Consider the following 17293-nt stretch of genomic DNA (forward strand, 5'->3'; position numbering starts at 1 on the left):
ATGAATGTGGGAGGTGTTCGGATAAAGTCGATAATCAAGGCTACCGAGCAAATGTGCCCGTTGGGGGAATAGTCGTGCCACATCGCTTGACAACAGGCTAAACTAACTCATAAACATTTACTACTCTGTTTAGATTGAATTTGCGGTCGTTTAGTTGCCGAGCCATCGAGCTGCGATGCTCCGCCACGACCGTTGCTAGGGGGAACAATGGCCAAAGCAAGTGTTCGCGAGATCAGCCGCATCACCGGTTTTTCGCCTGCGACCGTGTCCAACGCGCTCAACCGCAAGCGCAGCGTGAGTGAGGAGACCGCCAAGGTCATCTTGGAGTGTGCGCAGTCGCTCGGCTATCAGCAGTCGACGCAGCTCGAGAGCATCCAGTTTGTGCTCGCGCGCAAGACGGGCGCCATCCTGGACGAGAGCACCTTCCACCCCGCGGTCATCGAGGGCGTGGAGCGCCAGGCGCGTCGCCACGGCATGAGCACGAGCTTTGTCTCGCTCGACTTTAGCGACCTGGACGCCGTGCGTCCGCAGGTCGAGGGCCTGATCGCCGACCCGTCTGCCGCCATCGTGCTGATGGGTACCGAACTGGGCGAGGAAGACTACGCCCTGTTTGCCAACGCTGCCGCCCACCTGATTGTGCTCGATGGCTGGAGCGACCGCCAGTACTTCGATGCCGTGGTCATTGCCAATACCGATTCGGTGCTGCGTGCCGTGGACTACCTTATCGAGAAGGGTCACAAGCAAATCGGCTATCTGGCTGGCGACCTTCGCATCCGCAACTTTAAGGATCGCGAGCGCGGCTATCGTCAAGCGCTTGAGGATGCGGACCTCGAGGCCAACCCGGCATGGCGTGTCACGCTGGGCACCACGCTTGAGGGTGCTTATCGCGATATGGGCGCGTGGCTCGACAACACCTCGCACGAAGATCTGCCGACGGCTTTCTTTGCCGAGAACGACGTGCTCGCCGTGGGTGCCATGCGCGCGCTCAACGAGCACGGCATTCGCGTGCCCGAGGATGTCTCGATCATCGGCTTTGACGACCTATCTCTGGGCGCTTTTTCCAACCCGCCGCTCACCACGGTGCATGTTCCCAAGCACGAGGTGGGTGAGATCGCGGTGCGCCGCCTGGTGGGCAACATCCGCAATCCCAAGAGCTATACCTGCAAAACGGCTGTGTCGACCTATTTTGTCGAGCGCCAGAGCGTGCGCGAAATCTAGGCGGAAACGGCATCGCCTGCAGCGTGCCAAAGCTCGCTAGGGCAGTAAACATAGCGCTATTCAAAAGAGGGTCCTTCGGGGCCCTCTTTTTGTTGCCCTTATATGTTCAGTCCGTTTACATACCGTTTAGGCTGATTTCTCTACCGTTTACGGGTATTTGGCGCTAAACTACTAAACACGAGAGTAAAACATTTAGTAAACAGAACAAAACGAAACACGCATCTGTTTACTGAACATGTGACTAGGGGAGGACGTACATGGATAAGATCAAGCTCGGTTTTGTGCCCACGCGCCGCAGTATTTTTAGCGCGCCGGACGCGATCAAGTATCGCGGCCTGACGGCTGATCGACTGCGCGAGATCGGCGTCGACATCGTGGATATCGACGACATCAACGACGAGGGCCTGCTGTTCGACGACAGCCATATCGAGCCCATCGTCAAGAAATTCCGCGCCGAGGGCGTCGACGGCATCATGCTGTGCCACGCCAACTTTGGCACTGAGTACGTTTGCGCCCGCCTTGCCCGCGAGCTCGGCCTGCCTGTGCTGCTGTGGGGCCCGCGCGACGAGCGCCCCGAGCCCGACGGCACCCGCCTGCGCGATAGCCAGTGCGGCCTATTCGCCACCGGCAAGGTCCTGCGCCGCTTCCAGGTCCCCTTCACCTACATGACCAACTGCCGCCTGACCGACCCCGAGTTCGAGCGTGGTGTTTGGGACTTTTTGGCCGTGTGCAACGTGGTCAAGACCTTCAAGCACACCCGCATCCTGCAGATGGCCACCCGTCCGTTCGATTTCTGGTCGACCATGTGCAACGAGGGCGAGCTGCTCGAGAAGTTCAACATCCAGCTTTCGCCCATTCCCATGACCGAGCTTGTCCAGGCCGTGCGCGACGCCCAGGCTGACGAGCAGGCCATGGCAGCCATGCTCGCCCACATTGGTGACAGCTTTGAGATCTGCATCCCCGAGGATAAGGTTCCCGCGGTCGCAGGACTCGCCATCGCCATGAAGCGCCTGGTCGAGAAGTACGGCTGCAACGCCGGTGCCATCCAGTGCTGGAACGCCCTGCAGGACGAGCTGGGCATTATGCCCTGCGCCGCCAACGCTATCCTCAACGAGATGGGTATCCCCGTCGTGTGCGAGACCGATATCCATGGCGCCATCACCGCGCTGATGGTCGAGGCCGCCGACCTGGGCCGTCACCGCGGCATGTTTGCCGACTGGACCGTGCGTCATCCCGATAACGAGAACGGCGAGCTGCTGCAGCACTGTGGCCCCTGGCCCTGCAGCTGTGCGGCCGTCAAGCCCAAGCTCACCTACCCGCTGGCATTCGATCGCCCCGGCGCGCTGACAGCCGAGGCCAAGCACGGTGACCTCACCCTTGCTCGCTTTGACGGCGACAACGGCGAGTACTCGCTGCTGCTGGGCAACGGCCGCGGCATCGACGGCCCGGCCGGCATGGGCACCTACCTGTGGGTCGAGGTCGAAAACCTCAAGCGCCTCGAGGCCAAGATCGTCGAGGGTCCCTACATCCACCACTGCGTCGCCATTCACGCCAACGTGGTGCCGGTGCTCTACGAGGCATGCAAGTACATCGGCATTGCCCCCGACTTATACGACCCGATTGAAGAAGACGTCAAAGCTTACCTGCGAGGAGAGTAGAAATGGCAACTATCGAAGAGCTTGAGTCCCTGCGTTGGGACCTTCGCCGCGATTGCGTCGACATCATCATGGCTGGCGCCGGCGGCCACATCGGCGGCGACATGTCGGTGATCGACGCCCTCATGACCCTCTATGCCAACCACCTCAACATTTCGCCCGAGACCGTCGACGATCCCGACCGCGATCGCTTTGTACTCTCCAAGGGCCACGCCATGGAGGCCTACTATGCGGTGCTCTGCCACGAGGGCTATCTGGACCTCGACGACGTCAAGGCCCGCTTCTCTAAGTTCGGCAGCCCCTACATCGGCCACCCCAACAACAAGCTCAAGGGCATCGAGATGAACTCGGGCTCGCTGGGCCATGGCCTGCCCGTGGCCGTGGGCATGGCGCTTGCCGGCAAGATGGACGGTCGCGACTACCGCGTCTACACCATCATGGGCGACGGCGAGCTTGCCGAGGGCTCGGTCTGGGAGGGCGCCATGAGCGGCGGCAACTACCAGCTCGATAACCTGTGCGCGCTCGTGGATCGCAACCGCCTGCAGATTAGCGGCAGCACCGAGGACGTCATGAAGCAGGACTCGCAGGAGGAGCGCTGGGCCGCCTTCGGTTGGAACGTGCTCTCCATTCCGGGCAACGACGTCCAGGCCATCGACGCCGCGCTGACGCTTGCGGCCGAGACTAAGGGAAAGCCTACGGTCATCATCCTCAACACGGTGAAGGGCTATGGCTCGCCCGTTATGGAGGACAAGGCCGGCTGGCATCATCACCTGCCCAACGACGAGGAATATGCCCAGATCATCGCCGATTTCGCTGCCCATAAGGAGGCCATCAATGGCTAACAAGATCGCCAACCGCAAGGTTATCTGCGACACGCTGCTCGAGGCCGCCAAGACCGATAAGGACATCGTCGTCCTGTGCTCCGACTCCCGCGGCTCCGCATCGCTCACGCCGTTCTTCGATCAGTATCCCCAGCAGTCCGTCGAGGTCGGCATCGCCGAGCAGGACCTGGTGAGCATCGCCGCCGGCATGGCTTCGTGCGGCAAGAAGGCCTGGGCCGCCTCGCCGGCGTCCTTTGTGACCACGCGCTCGTATGAGCAGTGCAAGGTCGATGTTTCGTACTCCAATACCAACGTCAAGCTCATCGGCATTTCGGGCGGCGTTTCCTACGGCGCCTTGGGCATGAGCCATCACTCCGCGCAGGATATCGCCGCCATGAGCGCGATTCCCAACATGCGCGTGTATCTGCCGAGCGATCGCTTCCAGACCGCCGAGCTCGTGCGCGCCCTGATTGCCGACAACAAGCCGGCCTACATCCGCGTGGGCCGCAACCCGGTCGAGGACGTGTACGCCGCCGGCGAGTGCCCGTTCCAGATGGACCGTGCCACCTGGGTGCGTCGCGGCACCGATGTGACGCTCGTCGCCACCGGTGAGATGGTCCGCCATGCCGTGGACGCCGCCGATCTGCTGGCCGAGCAGGGCATCTCGGCAACGGTGCTCGACATGTACTGCGTAAAGCCGCTCGACGCCGAGGCCGTGATCGAGGCCGCCGGCGCCACGCGCGCCGTCGTGACCGTCGAGGAGCACAGCCCCTTTGGCGGCCTGGGTTCCATGGTCGCGCAGGTCGTAGGTGAGCACTGCCCGCGTCCGGTCAAGTGCCTGAGCCTGCCCGATGCGCCGGTCATCACCGGTACGAGCCCCGAGGTCTTCGCGCACTACGGCCTGACGGGCGAGGGAATCGCCAAGACGGTCGCCGAGTTCCTCGGCAACTAGTAGAAACAGACGCTGCGCGGCCGCCAAGCACCGCACCTTGCCGTTCAAACCGTCGCTTGCGTACACAGAGTACGCGGCGCCCCTCTTTCACGGCAATCTTCGGCACTTGACGGCCGCTCGCTCCTTGTCCGTCGGGTTTTAGTTTTTGAATCGACGGGGGAGACAGGAGAGTACATGAGCAAATACATCATCGGAATCGATCAATCCACGCAGGGCACGAAGGCGCTGCTGGTGGACGAGGGCGGCCATCTGATCCATCGTGCCGACCGCTCGCATCGCCAGATTGTCAACGAGGCCGGCTGGGTGAGCCATGATCCGGCCGAGGTCGCCGCCAACGTGCTGGCCGTGGCGCGTGCCGTGGTGGAGGAGACCGGGGTCGATCCGGCCGACATTGCCGGCATCGGCATCTCCAACCAGCGCGAGACCACCGTTGCCTGGAGCCGCGCGACGGGCGAGCCGCTGTGCGATGCCGTGGTGTGGCAGTGCGCCCGCGCCCGCGAGCTGTGCGACGAGCTGGCCGCGCGCGAGGGTGTGGCCGAGCTGGTGCGCGACACGACGGGTCTGGTACTCTCGCCCTACTATCCGGCGGGCAAGATGGCCTGGATCCTCGCGAACGTTCCCGCGGCTGCCGAGGCCGCGGCGGCAGGCGAGCTGTGTCTGGGCACTATCGACGCCTGGGTGGTCTGGACGCTCACGGGCGGCGCGGAGTTCCGCTGCGACTGGTCTAACGCCAGCCGCACGCAGCTCTTTGACCTGCGCCGTGGCTGCTGGAGCGAGCCGGTATGCGAGGCCTTTGGCGTCGACGCAGCCTGCCTGCCGCAGGTGACCGATTCCGACGGCCTGTTCGGCACAACGGACCTGGGCGGCTTTTTGCCGGCGCCCGTGCCGGTGCACGGCGTGCTGGGCGACAGCCATGCGGCCTTGTTTGCCCAGGGCTGCCATAGCCGCGGCATGGCCAAGGCGACCTACGGTACCGGCAGTTCGGTCATGATGAACGTTGGCGACGAGTTCGTTGCCAGCTCACACGGGCTTTCGAGCTCGCTTGCGTGGCGTATGGACGGCGTGACCGAGTACGTGCTCGAGGGCAACGTGAGCTACGCCGGCGCCGTCAAGACATGGCTACGCGACGACCTGGAGCTCATCAACAATCCCGAGGAAGTCACCGACCTGTGCTACGCCGCCAATCCGGCGAGCCGCGTCTACTTTGTGCCGGCGTTCACTGGCCTGGGCGCGCCGCACTGGGCGAGCGATGCCGAGGGCTGCGTCTTTGGCATGACGCGCACCACGGGCCGTGCGGAGTTCGTAAAGGCCGCCGACGAGTCGATCGCCTATCAGATTTTCGACGTCATCGATGCGATGGTCGAGGATTCGGGCGCGGCGCTGGCCGAGCTTCGTGTTGACGGCGGTCCCACGCGCGACGCGTACCTGATGCAGTTTGAGAGCGACTTGGTTGGCTCGCCCATCCGCATCGCGAGCAACGACGAGATGAGCGGCCTGGGTGCGGCCTGGGCCTGCGGCATTGCGCTGGGCATGTACACGCGCGATGTCGTCGACGTCTACGGCGCCCGTGGCATCGTGGAGCCTGCCATGCCTGCCGACGAGCGAGCCAAAAAAATCGCCGGCTGGCGCCATGCCGTGAAATCTACAATCGCGTACACCGCCTAGAATGATTTTTCTGGGACGGGGATTAAATAATCATTCGGTCCTCGTCCCGCGTAGCTCATTTGGGACGGGGCTTTTTTGACTGCTATTATTGGTGACGATTGTTGTGACCAGCTAAAAGAGCCCCGTCCCAAATTGACTACCGAGAGGATCTGCCATGGAGCGCATCGCGAGTTTTTCCGTTGACCATCTGCTGCTTGAGCCCGGCGTGTATGTGAGCCGCATCGACCGCGATCCGGCGACCGGCGCCGCCGTCACCACGTTTGACCTGCGCTTGACCACGCCCAACAAAGAGCCGGTCATGAACACGGCCGAGTGCCACACCATCGAGCACCTGGGCGCGACGTTCCTTCGCAATCATGCCGAGTGGTCGAGCCGCATTGTCTACTTTGGTCCCATGGGCTGCCGCACGGGCTTTTACCTGGTTGTTTTTGGTGAGCTGACGAGCGAGGGAATCTTGCCGCTCGTGCGCGAGCTGTTCGAGTTTGTCGCGGGCTTTGAGGGCGATGTCCCCGGTGCCGCTCCCGAGGAGTGCGGCAACTACCTGGATCAGAACCTCCCCATGGCAAATTGGCTCGCGCGTCGCTATCTCGACCGCGACCTGGCCGATATCGACGAGAAGCATCTGCACTATCAACAGGCATAAAGCTGCTCGCAGGCATAGCGTTTGCATCAGAAGCGTCTCCGCTCTTCGCGGGGGCGCTTTTTCTTACCGAGCGCTCAAAACAGAACGAAATTGTTCTAGAATGTTCATACTGTCACATAAACGAACAGGAGCGAACATGCATATCTACTCTGTTTCCGATCCCGAGTTTAAACCCTATGGCCGCGTGTGGGACGACGTGCCGTCCAGCCTGACCGCTCCGCTCGTCGAAGCGCTCTCCGCCACGCCCGTCCCCGGGGGCAGCAAGTACGTGGCCTACGCACCCGAGCTCGAGCAGGTCGAGGGTGCCGACACGCTTGGCCTGCTCATGTACGGCGGCCGCCCGTTCCAGCTGGGCTGGTGCAACGGCCACAACACGCGCCTCAACTGCCTGGAGTATCACCGCGCCAGCGAGTTCAATCTGGGCGCTCGCGACTTTATCCTGCTGCTGGCCAAGCGCGAGCAGATTGTCGACGGCAAGCTCGACACCGCTCAGGTCAAGGCCTTTCGCGCGCCCGCCGGCACACTCGTCGAGGTTTACGCCACGACGCTCCACTACACGCCGTGCATGGTTGACGAAGGCGGCTTCCAGGTGATGGTGGCGCTGCCGGCGGGCACCAATGGCCCGCGCCCCGAGGCTGCGGCCGACATGCCCGCCGCCGGCGACAGCTACTGCTACTGGAAGGCCGACAAATGGGTTCTCTGCCACGCCGATAGCCCCAAGGCTGCCGAGGGCGGCTACGTAGGCCTCATCGGCAAGAACCTCGACATCACCGTGGACTAGGGGCTTTTGTCTTAATCTGTAACACCTGGCGGGCTAAATCGTCTCTACCTGTTACAGATCAAGACAAATCCGTCCAAACCACCACAAAGGTGCCTGTCCCCTTTGTGGTGGTTGCCTAGAGCTGGCTGCGCAGGTAATCAGCCATATATGGGACGGCGAAGCGCACGTAACCGCGGCGCGCTTGCTCGATAACGCCGGCGTCAATGAGGCGCCGGCGATACTTTTGCGCATAGTCGGGTGTGACCGACATACGCTCCGCGACATCAGAAATGCGCGACGCAGTGCCACCGTCGTCAGTCATTGCGGCGAGAAACGCGACGTCTTGGTCTGATAGCGCGGCAAGCGTCGTCTCGCAAACGTCGTTTTCGAAATCGACTTTCGATGCCTCGATGGCTCCGTCGATTTGCTCTTGCGCTGCGCGTTCTCCGGCCTTGCAGCGGTTGGCGATGTTGTAGCCGATGAGTTGCAGCATATAGGGCGAACCTTGGGTTGCGCGAGCGGCATGGAGGCGAAGGTCGCTTGGAATATCGAGGCCGAGCTCGTCGAAAGCACGCTGATAATAGGCATCGACATCTCCGACTGAAAGCGGATCTAACGTGACCTTGCGAGCGCGGTTGAGAAATGTCAGCACGCGGTCATTGAGCGTTGCGCAGACGGCTCCCGGAAGGCCCGCCATGACGAGCGCGACGTTGAGCCGTTCGCCGACTAGCTCTTGATAGGCGGTGACGAGCTGTCTAATCTCGGGTGAATTTGCCTGGAGCTCGTCGATGAGGATGAGTATGCCATGTCCCTGCTCGGTCAGTTTGCGCGCAAGCTGTGTGAGTTTGAACTGAAAGCTCTTGGTCTCCTGCACGTCTCGCGTGAACTCGAGGCCTGCCGAGAATCCGAAAACACTGAGGCTGCCGCCCGTGAGCTTGGGAAGGCAGCGTTTGTTGACATAAGGCTCGCCTGCGTCTTGGATTTTCTCGACAATGCGCTCGAGCATATCCTCGGAGGCTACGGTAGGCGTGGCGACAACAAAGCCAAGCTTGCGTGCACGGTCGGCAAGCTCCCACAGAAGAACTGTCTTACCACTGCCTCGCTGGCCAAGCATGAGCATGGCTCGGTCGCGATTGCCCGGCTCCTGCTCGAGGCCAGATATGAATGTCGAAATTACCTTTCCACGCCCGACGAGATAGGATGGGCGATTTCCAAATGAGGGGGAGAAGATGTTTTCAACCATGGGTCTCCTTTCCTTTTTTTCTTATTTTTTCCTTTTTTTCCTATTCGGTCAAATGGCCTGCCACCCGAGGGCGCCTACGTAGGGCTCACCGGCAAGAACCTCGACATCACCGTGGACTAGAGTCCTTGCTTCAAACCACCACAAAAACCACCACAAAGGTGCCTGTCCCCTTTGTGGTGGTTTGGGCCGGCGGGTATCAAAAAGTGTCAGAGGTGGGTGGCTGTCGGGCGCCTGCGTGCGAAAAGAAGTGTCGAGCTGTGCCGTTGGCGTTGAGCGATGCGCTGTTAGCAGGGATACTGAGCCTATGATAAACAGCGTGCGAAAGGATTGATGCATGGCTTTCCGTAAAGACTTCCTGTGGGGCGGCGCGACGGCTGCCAACCAGTGCGAGGGCGCGTACGACGTGGACGGCCGCGGCCTGGCCAACGTGGACGTGGCGCCGCACGGCCCGGACCGTTTTGCGGTGGTCTCCGGCCAGCGCAAGATGCTCGACTTCGAGGACGGCTATTACTACCCCGCGCAGACCGGCATCGATTTTTACCACCACTACAAGGAGGACATCGCCCTCTTTGCCGAGATGGGCTTTAAGACCTTCCGCATGAGCCTGGCCTGGACCCGCATCTTCCCCAACGGCGACGAGACCGAGCCCAACGAGGCCGGCCTGGCTTTCTACGAGGATGTGTTCCGCGAGTGCCAGGCGCATGGCATCGAGCCGCTCGTGACCATCACCCACTTCGACTGCCCGATCCACCTCATCAAGGAGTACGGCGGCTGGCGCAACCGCAAGCTCATCGACTTCTACAAGAACCTCGCGACCACGATCTTCACCCGCTACAAGGGCCTGGTGAAGTACTGGCTCACCTTCAACGAGATCAACATGATTCTGCACCTGCCGTTTATGGGTGCCGGTCTGGTCTTTGAGGAGGGCGAGAACAAGGAGGCCGTCGAGTACCTGGCCGCCCACAACGAGCTCGTCGCCAGCGCTTGGGCAACCAAGATCGCCCACGAGATCGACCCTGAGGTCAAGATCGGTTGCATGCTTGCCGCAGGTAGCTACTACCCCTACAGCTGCCGTCCGGGCGATGTGCGCCAGGCGCAGATTGACAACCAGAGCAACTATTTCTTCGTCGACGTTCAGAGCCGCGGCTACTACCCGGCCTATGCCGTCAAGAAGCTCGAACGTCTGGGCATCGATGTGGGCATGACGGACGAGGACCGCGAGATCCTGGCCGCCAACACCGTCGACTTCATCAGCTTTAGCTATTACAGCACCCGTTGCTCCGCCGGTGCCGATAACCCCGATGTCGAGCGCACCCAGGGCAACGCCTTCGCCGGCGCCAAGAACCCCTACCTGCAGGAGAGCCAGTGGGGCTGGGCCATCGATCCGCTGGGCTTCCGCATCACCCTCAACGACCTGTACGACCGCTATCAGAAGCCGCTGTTTGTGGTCGAGAACGGTCTGGGCGCCAAGGATGTTGTCGAGGAGGATGGCTCCATCAACGACGACTACCGTATCGACTACCTGCGCCAGCATATCGCCGCGATGCGCGATGCGGTGACCGAGGACGGCGTTGACCTGCTGGGCTACACCACCTGGGGCCCGATCGACCTCGTCTCTGCCGGTACGGGCGAAATGTCCAAGCGCTACGGCTTTATCTACGTCGACCGCGACGACGCGGGCAACGGCACCCTCAAGCGCTCCAAGAAGAAGAGCTTTGACTGGTACAAGCGCGTCATCGAGACGAACGGCGAAGATCTGGCCTAGGGTCTCCCAACAGCAATGGCTTCCTAACCAAATCGCCCGGCGAGCAGCTATGCCCGCCGGGCGCTTTATTAAAAGAAGTGAAAAGCAGAATAGGTAGTCATTGGACGTTCTTAAACGACTGGTCGCCGGGGGCATTCTTTACACGCCTCACCGTCTGCGAATTTTGGGACATGTGGCCCGATTTTTGGGCCTATCTGTCGGTACACTAAAAGCACTATGGGTACCCGCGAGCGACATATCGGCCATGCGGCCGCCCGATCCGCACCCGTGGCGGATCCCAGGGGCGGCAGGCTCTTCGCCATGCCGCGATTCCTTGTGGGCATATCGCATCGTGTATACCGCCACCGCGTCTTCGCGATCGCCGGCGCCATCGCCGCGCTGTTCCTTATCCTTTTGGCAGTCTTGCCGGCGCTGTTTGCCTCCGACCCCAAGCTTTCCAATACCGTGCCTGCCTATGTCGAGGTGTCCGAAGAGGTCGTGGACGAGCTTGCCCATTCGAGCTGCTTTCCGCTGCTTGTCGCCGCGGTTACGTTTTCGATCTGGGGCGTTCTCACGTACCTGCGCTGTTTGGACTATGTGTTGCGCCGCCGTCTTGTTGCCATCGCTACCATCTGCACCCTGTGGATGATTGAGGTCATCTTTAAGTACAAATCATTCACGCCGCACTATGCCACGCTGCTTTGGTACCTCTACTATGTGCCCATGACGCTCATCCCGTTGCTCTATCAGCTGTGCGGCATGCGTCTCGCGGGCGTGGAGCAGCATCGCGCGGGCCGCCGCTACCGCGCGGCCTTGTGGATTACGGCCGCCCTGCTTGTCGCGTTTGTGCTCACCAACGATGTGCACCGACAGGTATTCCACTTCGACCGCGCAAGCGAAACCTGGAGCAACGAATACACGTATGGTTGGGGCTACTTTGTCTATCTGGCGTGGACGGCCTTTAACTTTGTCGCCTTTTTTGCCCTGGTGGGACGGTCCTCGTCTTATAGAATCCAGCGTTTTTCGGGCACGGCGGCACTCGTGTTGCTGGGCGGCGCGTTCTTTGCCGTTTCATATGCCATGCGCGTGCCTTGGGCGTGGAAACTCAACTTTTCGCTGGTCTATTGCGTGCTGTGCGTGGTGACGCTCGAGATCTGCCTCGATTGCGGTGTCATCCCGTCGTATCACGATATCGCCGGCATCTTCGATACCCTGCCGCTCGACCTCAAGATCCTGACGCGCGACTTGCAGGTGGCATATGCCACGCCCATGTCGGGACCGACGCCGCCGGGCGTGCGCGAGGAGCTTCGCGCTCAGGAGCACGGACGCGCCCACGCCTTTACCGTGGCGTCTGCCCCCGATGTGATGTATCGAGCCTTTCCGCTGCTGGGCGGATCGGCTCTCCTTGCCCAGGACGTCTCGGAACTCAACGAGCTCAATCGCGAGTTGGCGCATCGGCGTATGGAGCTGCAGCGTCAAAACGAACTGCTCGCGGCCGACTACGACCTCAAGGCGCACTTGGCAGGCCAGGAGGCCGAGGCCTTGCTCGTTCAAGATGTGGACCGGGCACTTGCCCGTGCGCTCGATGAGCTGTACGGCCTGCTGAGCTCGCTGCCTCCGCTTACCGATGAGGCGTCCTCGCATGAGCGTTACCGCATGCTGCAGTGCGCCAAAATGCTCGTCGCCTATTGCAAGCGCAAGGGCTCGCTCACGCTGGCGCAGCATGGGGAGAGCGGCTTTGACCGCGACCGTATCCAGCTGATTGCCAATGAGCTCGCAAGCGATCTGCGCACCATCGATGTCGATTGCGCTTCGATTATCGCCATACGCCGCCCCATGCACGCCAGCGCGGTAAGCGCGCTGTACGACTGCGTGTACGACTTTGCATTTTTTGCCTACACCACCGATCATCCGGCGCTCATGTATCACCTGAGCGACCATGACTCGTGCAGTGTCGAGTTGCGCGCCACGCTCTTCTCCAACGACGAGGGCGATCTTTCGCAGACACCCGCCGCCCACGAGCTCGAGCTCGCGCTGCGGGGACGAAACGTGGCATATCGTCTTGAGGGCGAGCTCGGTCAGCTGCGCATGATCGTCTTGATGCCCCGGGCAGGTGAGTGACCATGCAGATTCCGCTCATCCCGCCTCAGATTGTCGCGCTCGATGTCGTCTTTGCCCTCGCAGCATGTCTGCAGACGATTCACGTTCCGCTCATCGCATCGCGTCGCTCGTCCTATAACCGCAAGGTGATCTGCGCCTACGAGGCGAGCCTGGTGCTCCACTTGATGATCTCGGCCGTTATCTTGTTTGGATCGAGTGCCTCGTACCTGGTGGCGCCGCTCTACGTTTGTGCCGAGGGAATGGGCGGGGTGCTGTGGCTCAACGCCGCGATCTTTGCCTATGGCGTCGCTCTGATGGTGCGCTATCGTCGCCCTGTCATGCTGATCGAGCTGCTGCTTGTTGCCGCCGTGACGCCGCCGGCGGTTCGTGCCATGGGCTCGGCGTGGACTGCGGTTGTTATCGCGGAGGCGGCATTCTTCCTCTTCCGCTCCATCGCGGCGCTCCTACTGGACGTTCGCAATCGCCAGGAAGACATCACGGCGTTCTCGACAATCGAAACCATCAACGTGATTCCTGTGGGCATCCTGTATCTGGATCCGAAGGGCCGTCCGCTGCTTATGAACCGCTGCATGCGCAAAAACCTGGTGGAGCTTCATATGCCCACCGACCTAGGCGATATGAGCGGTACATGGAACGACCTGCGCAAGCTCAGCATGCAAATGCCCGAAGGCGGTAAGAACCGCGTGCGGATCAACCTGGACCGCTTTGGTGAGGCGCGTGCGGTGGTCGAGGTTTCTCCCGCCGAGATTCGCCTGTTTGTGTGCGATGGCGTTATGGTCTCGGGCCGTTCGTTCGAGCGCATAATCGGTCTGGACGTGACAGAGTATGCGCATGCGCATGACCGCCTGGCGCAGGTCAACCACCTGCTTGAGCTTGCGGGCCAAGAGCTCCAGGCCCAGATCGAAGAAGTCAAAAAGGTTGCCGACAATGCGGCCTACCTGCGCATGCGTTCCCGCGTGCACGATGTGATCGGCCAGCGCCTGTCCATCCTCCATCGCTATTTGGAGGAGGGGCGCCTGGATGACGAGTCACTCGAGCAGATCGACCCGCTGCTGCGCTCAATCGCTGCCGATCTGCGCAGCGGGGGCGACACCGAACCGGCAGAGCAACTGGGCGATATCGTCCATGCCTTTGGCCTGGTGAGCGTGCAGATCGATGTGGAGGGCGCGCTGCCTGAGGACGCGCGTGTCGCCGCCGTCTTTTTGCAGATTATCCGCGAGGCCTCGACCAATGCCACCAAGCATGCGCAGGCGCATCGGGTCCATGTGCGCTTGTGGCAGGAGGGGACGGATGCTGACGCCGTCGCGCACATGACGATTTCTAACGACGGGTCTCCGGCCCCCGTATCGTATCGCGAGGGAACGGGTATCCCAGGTATGAGGCATGTCGCGCAAGATCTGGGTGGCAGCCTAGAGGTCCACGCCACCCCGCCCTTTACGCTTACGGTATCCATTCCGCTTAACGCCAACGACACGTCCCAAAGGAGAAACTCATGATCCGCGCGTTAATCGTCGAAGACCAGGCTATCTTGCGCGAGAGCCTCGCGCGTTCCGTGGGCGACCAGCCCGACATGACCGTTGTCGCCGCGATCGCCGACGCCTTGGACGTTGTGCTTAAGGAGCGTCCGGACATGATACTGATGGATGTGTGCACCGAACACGATTCCAACGGCATCGTGGCGGCGGCGCGCATCAAAGAACAACTGCCCGAGTGTCGCGTCATTATCATGACAGGCATGCCCGAGATCACCTTTGTCGATCAGGCCCGCGAGGCGGGCGTCGATAGCTTTGTGTACAAGAACGTCGGTATCGACGAGCTGTTCGCCGTGATGCGCTCCACGTTGGCTGGCTACTGCACGTTTCCCAAGCCGCCCGAGAGCATTTTTTCGGGCACGGCAGCCCTCGACGATGTCGAGCTATCGATTTTGCGCCTTGCCTGCGAGGGCAAAAGTCGTCGCGAGATTGCGGCCGAGCTGTTTATGAGCGAGGGCACCATCAAACGCCGCATCTCGGAGATCCTGAGCAAGACCGGCTACGACAACATCATGCGCCTGGCCGTGCATGCGGTGACCGAGGGTAGCATCGTTCCCAACATGGAGCGCCCGTAATCGACGCGCTCACCCGTGTTCCGGCACCGCAAGGATAGGCCGCCCACCGTTTCGCATCTAAAAACGGCGGGCGGCCTGCTTGTATGGGCAGTGCTGTCGGCATAAAGCGACGGGGCCGCAGGATCATCTCCTGCGGCCCCGTCTGGTGTGCGCGGATGTGTCCGCCAATCCGCGGCTGATGTTACGTGCCGCTACGCGATGGTTGCGCTGTAGGAGGCGACGTCCTCGTAGGAATCGGTCAGGTAGGCGTCGATGCCGATGGTCGTGTTGACCAGGTCGTCAAGGCTGTCAAGCTCGCCGCTCGAGAACGTGAATTCCTCGGTGGCGTTGGTGCCGGGCATCAGGTGAGCCGAGAACCAGGGTTCCTTCATGGTGCCGTTGACGTTGGTCTTGCCGCTGGGGGCGTAGAAGGTCAGGTCCTTGTCGCTCTTGTTGGTGATGTTGACGACAAAACCGATGTCGTCCCACTCGTCCTTGAACTTCTCGGTGATGGTGATGGTGCACAGGTCGTCATCGGCAACGGTGACGGCGGGGGAGATTTCAATCTTCTGGACGTCGTCGTCTTCGACGGCCTCGTCGATCTCTTCTTCCTTCTCGGCCGCCTCGCGATCCTTCTTCACCGTGCCGGACAGGTCCTTGTCGGACTTGGTAAAGACAAGATTGCCGTCATCCTCTTCGAGGATGAACTTGCCGTCCTTGAGCTTCATGTCATGCGACTCGTCTTCGGCGGTGATGGTTACGGTGGTGGCGTCCTTTGCCTCCCATTTAAGGTCGACGACTTCAAGGAACAGGTCGAGGGCACCTGTACCGTCCTCATCGAGAATCAGGACGCAGTGCACACCCCAATCCTCGAGCATCTTCATGTACTCATCGGTCAGTTCTTCGCCCTCCAGGGTTCCACCCGAGAGTTCCCAGCTGCCGACGAAGTTGGCCTTGGGGTCTTTGCCGCCGCCGCTGCAGCCCGTCAGGGCAAAGGCGAGCGCAAGGACGCATGTCAGAAATGCGAGTACGGACTTTTTGAACGTTGTCTTCATGGTGTCCTCCTTTATCGAACGAAACCCATAGAAGCAAATGCGGGGGTGGCGGATCCCCCGCCAATTACCAGATAGAGGGGCTAGGGCCTGGGCGTTCCGCAGTTGCTGCAGAACTTGCCGCCGTTTTCGCTGCCGCAGTTGGGGCAGAACCACTTGGCCGGTGCCGGGGCGGGTGCGGGACTGCCGCACTCGGAGCAGAACTTGCCGGTGTTGGTGGCGCCGCAGCTGCAGGTCCATGTGCCGGCCGCGGGGGCAGCGGCAGGAGCCGGTGCGGGAGCGGGTGCCGGAGCCGGCTGCGGGGCGGCCTGCTGCTGTGCCTGGCCGGCGGCGAACAGCTGGCTGGCGTTCATGCCGCCCATGCCACCTGCCATGCCCATGCCCATAAAGCCTGCCATCGCGCCGTTGGGATTGGCGGCTGCCGCGCGCATTGCGTCGCTCTGGGCGCTGGCAATGTTGGCTGCCGCCATAGTGGGATCGCGCATGACGGCGGCTTTCTGCAGGTCCTTGATCATCTGCTCGTCCTCTTGCGAGGCAGCGATGGAGTTGACGCCAAAGCTCACGATCTCGACGCCGCGCAGGTCACGCCAGTCGGCAGAGAGGACCTCGTTGAGCGCGCGGGCGAGCTCGGTGGTGTGGCCGGGGATGGCGCTGTAGCGGATGCCCATTTCCGAGATCTTGGCAAAGGCGGGCTGCAGGGCGGTGAGCAGCTCGGACTTAAGCTGGCTGTCGATCTTGTCGCGCGTGTAGCTATCGGTCACGTTGCCGCACACGTTGGTGTAGAACAGCAGCGGGTTGGTGATGCGGTACGAGTACTCGCCGTTGCAGCGCACGGAGATGTCAACGTCCAGGCCAATGTTGTTATCGACCACGCGGAAGGGCACGGGCGAGGCGGTGCCGTACTTGTTGCCGATGATCTCCTTGGTGTTGATGAAGTAGACACGCTGGTCCTTGCCCGCGTCGCCGCCAAAGGTAAAGCGGCTGCCGATATTGGCGAAGGTCTCCTTGATGGAATCGCCCAGGTTGCCGCTAAAGACGCTCGGCTCGCTGCCGGTATCGAAGACGAACTCACCAGGCTCCAGCGCGACTTCGATGATCTTGCCGTTTTGCACCACGAGCATGCCCTGGCCGTCGTTGACGGCGATGACGGAGCCGTTGGAGATGACGTTGTCCTCGCCGCGCGTGTTGGAGCTGCGGCCACCGGTACGTTTGCTGCCCTTGCAGGCCAAGACGTCAGCAGGCATCGATTCGCAGTAGATAAATTCCTTCCACTGGTCGGCCATGACGCCGCCGGCAGCTCCCAATCCAGCCTTCAAGAGTCCCATGGTGATCT

At 61.5% G+C, this 17293-nt stretch carries 14 protein-coding genes; 11 read left to right on the forward strand and 3 right to left on the reverse strand.

Translation table 11 applies throughout. The features are described 5' to 3' along the window. The first annotated feature begins 207 nt into the window (after window positions 1–207). The 7 genes from DW943_RS08795 (at window position 208) to DW943_RS08825 (ending at window position 7735) form a co-directional block, all read left to right on the forward strand. On the forward strand, window positions 208–1218 hold the full coding sequence (locus DW943_RS08795; protein WP_117862789.1) for a LacI family DNA-binding transcriptional regulator: 1011 nt from the start codon (window positions 208–210) through the stop codon (window positions 1216–1218). A gap of 257 nt (window positions 1219–1475) precedes the next feature. Continuing rightward, window positions 1476–2876, forward strand: coding sequence for an L-fucose/L-arabinose isomerase family protein (locus DW943_RS08800; RefSeq protein WP_117862790.1), 1401 nt, complete (start codon window positions 1476–1478; stop codon window positions 2874–2876). Between the two features lie 2 nt (window positions 2877–2878). After that, a complete protein-coding gene (locus DW943_RS08805; RefSeq protein WP_199572866.1) occupies window positions 2879–3715 on the forward strand; it encodes a transketolase in 837 nt (278 codons plus the stop codon). After that, window positions 3708–4646 carry a transketolase family protein gene (locus DW943_RS08810; RefSeq protein ID WP_117862791.1) on the forward strand — a complete coding sequence of 313 codons (939 nt, stop codon included), beginning with the start codon at window positions 3708–3710 and terminating at the stop codon, window positions 4644–4646. The genes DW943_RS08805 and DW943_RS08810 overlap by 8 nt, the downstream gene beginning before the upstream one ends. Window positions 4647–4820: 174 nt before the next feature. Further along, entirely contained in the window at window positions 4821–6311 is a 1491-nt protein-coding gene (locus tag DW943_RS08815; protein WP_117862792.1) for a glycerol kinase GlpK, read from the forward strand. 154 nt (window positions 6312–6465) lie between these two features. After that, entirely contained in the window at window positions 6466–6954 is a 489-nt protein-coding gene (locus DW943_RS08820) for an S-ribosylhomocysteine lyase (RefSeq protein WP_117862793.1), read from the forward strand. A 136-nt stretch (window positions 6955–7090) separates the two neighbouring features. Further along, a complete protein-coding gene (locus DW943_RS08825) occupies window positions 7091–7735 on the forward strand; it encodes a DUF4867 family protein (protein ID WP_117862794.1) in 645 nt (214 codons plus the stop codon). A gap of 115 nt (window positions 7736–7850) precedes the next feature. Here the strand turns inward: DW943_RS08825 and DW943_RS08830 are convergent, their stop codons facing one another. Further along, window positions 7851–8957 (reverse strand): ATP-binding protein, encoded by a 1107-nt coding sequence (locus tag DW943_RS08830; protein ID WP_117862795.1) that lies wholly within the window; start codon window positions 8955–8957, stop codon window positions 7851–7853. Between the two features lie 334 nt (window positions 8958–9291). Here DW943_RS08830 and DW943_RS08835 point away from each other — a divergent pair, with 334 nt between their 5' ends. The 4 genes from DW943_RS08835 to DW943_RS08850 all read left to right on the forward strand — a co-directional run bounded on the left by DW943_RS08835 (window position 9292) and on the right by DW943_RS08850 (window position 14929). After that, complete coding sequence (locus tag DW943_RS08835; RefSeq protein WP_117862796.1) at window positions 9292–10722, forward strand: 6-phospho-beta-glucosidase; 1431 nt, start codon at window positions 9292–9294, stop codon at window positions 10720–10722. 300 nt (window positions 10723–11022) lie between these two features. After that, window positions 11023–12822: a histidine kinase N-terminal 7TM domain-containing protein gene (locus DW943_RS08840; protein ID WP_158566146.1), complete on the forward strand. Its 1800-nt coding sequence runs from the start codon at window positions 11023–11025 to the stop codon at window positions 12820–12822. A 2-nt stretch (window positions 12823–12824) separates the two neighbouring features. Continuing rightward, window positions 12825–14318, forward strand: coding sequence for a sensor histidine kinase (locus DW943_RS08845; protein ID WP_117862798.1), 1494 nt, complete (start codon window positions 12825–12827; stop codon window positions 14316–14318). Beyond that, window positions 14315–14929, forward strand: coding sequence for a response regulator transcription factor (locus tag DW943_RS08850; RefSeq protein WP_117862799.1), 615 nt, complete (start codon window positions 14315–14317; stop codon window positions 14927–14929). Before DW943_RS08845 ends, DW943_RS08850 begins: the two co-directional genes overlap by 4 nt. A gap of 191 nt (window positions 14930–15120) precedes the next feature. On the opposite strand, the gene DW943_RS08855 is transcribed toward DW943_RS08850, so the two are convergent. Both DW943_RS08855 and DW943_RS08860 read right to left on the reverse strand, forming a co-directional pair. Beyond that, window positions 15121–15963 (reverse strand): hypothetical protein, encoded by an 843-nt coding sequence (locus tag DW943_RS08855; protein ID WP_117862800.1) that lies wholly within the window; start codon window positions 15961–15963, stop codon window positions 15121–15123. Window positions 15964–16043: 80 nt separating this feature from the next. Then, entirely contained in the window at window positions 16044–17285 is a 1242-nt protein-coding gene (locus DW943_RS08860; protein WP_089573532.1) for an SPFH domain-containing protein, read from the reverse strand. Window positions 17286–17293 lie beyond the last annotated feature (8 nt).

It is taken from the genome of Collinsella sp. AM44-11, assembly GCF_003467145.1.
Lineage (GTDB): Bacteria > Actinomycetota > Coriobacteriia > Coriobacteriales > Coriobacteriaceae > Collinsella.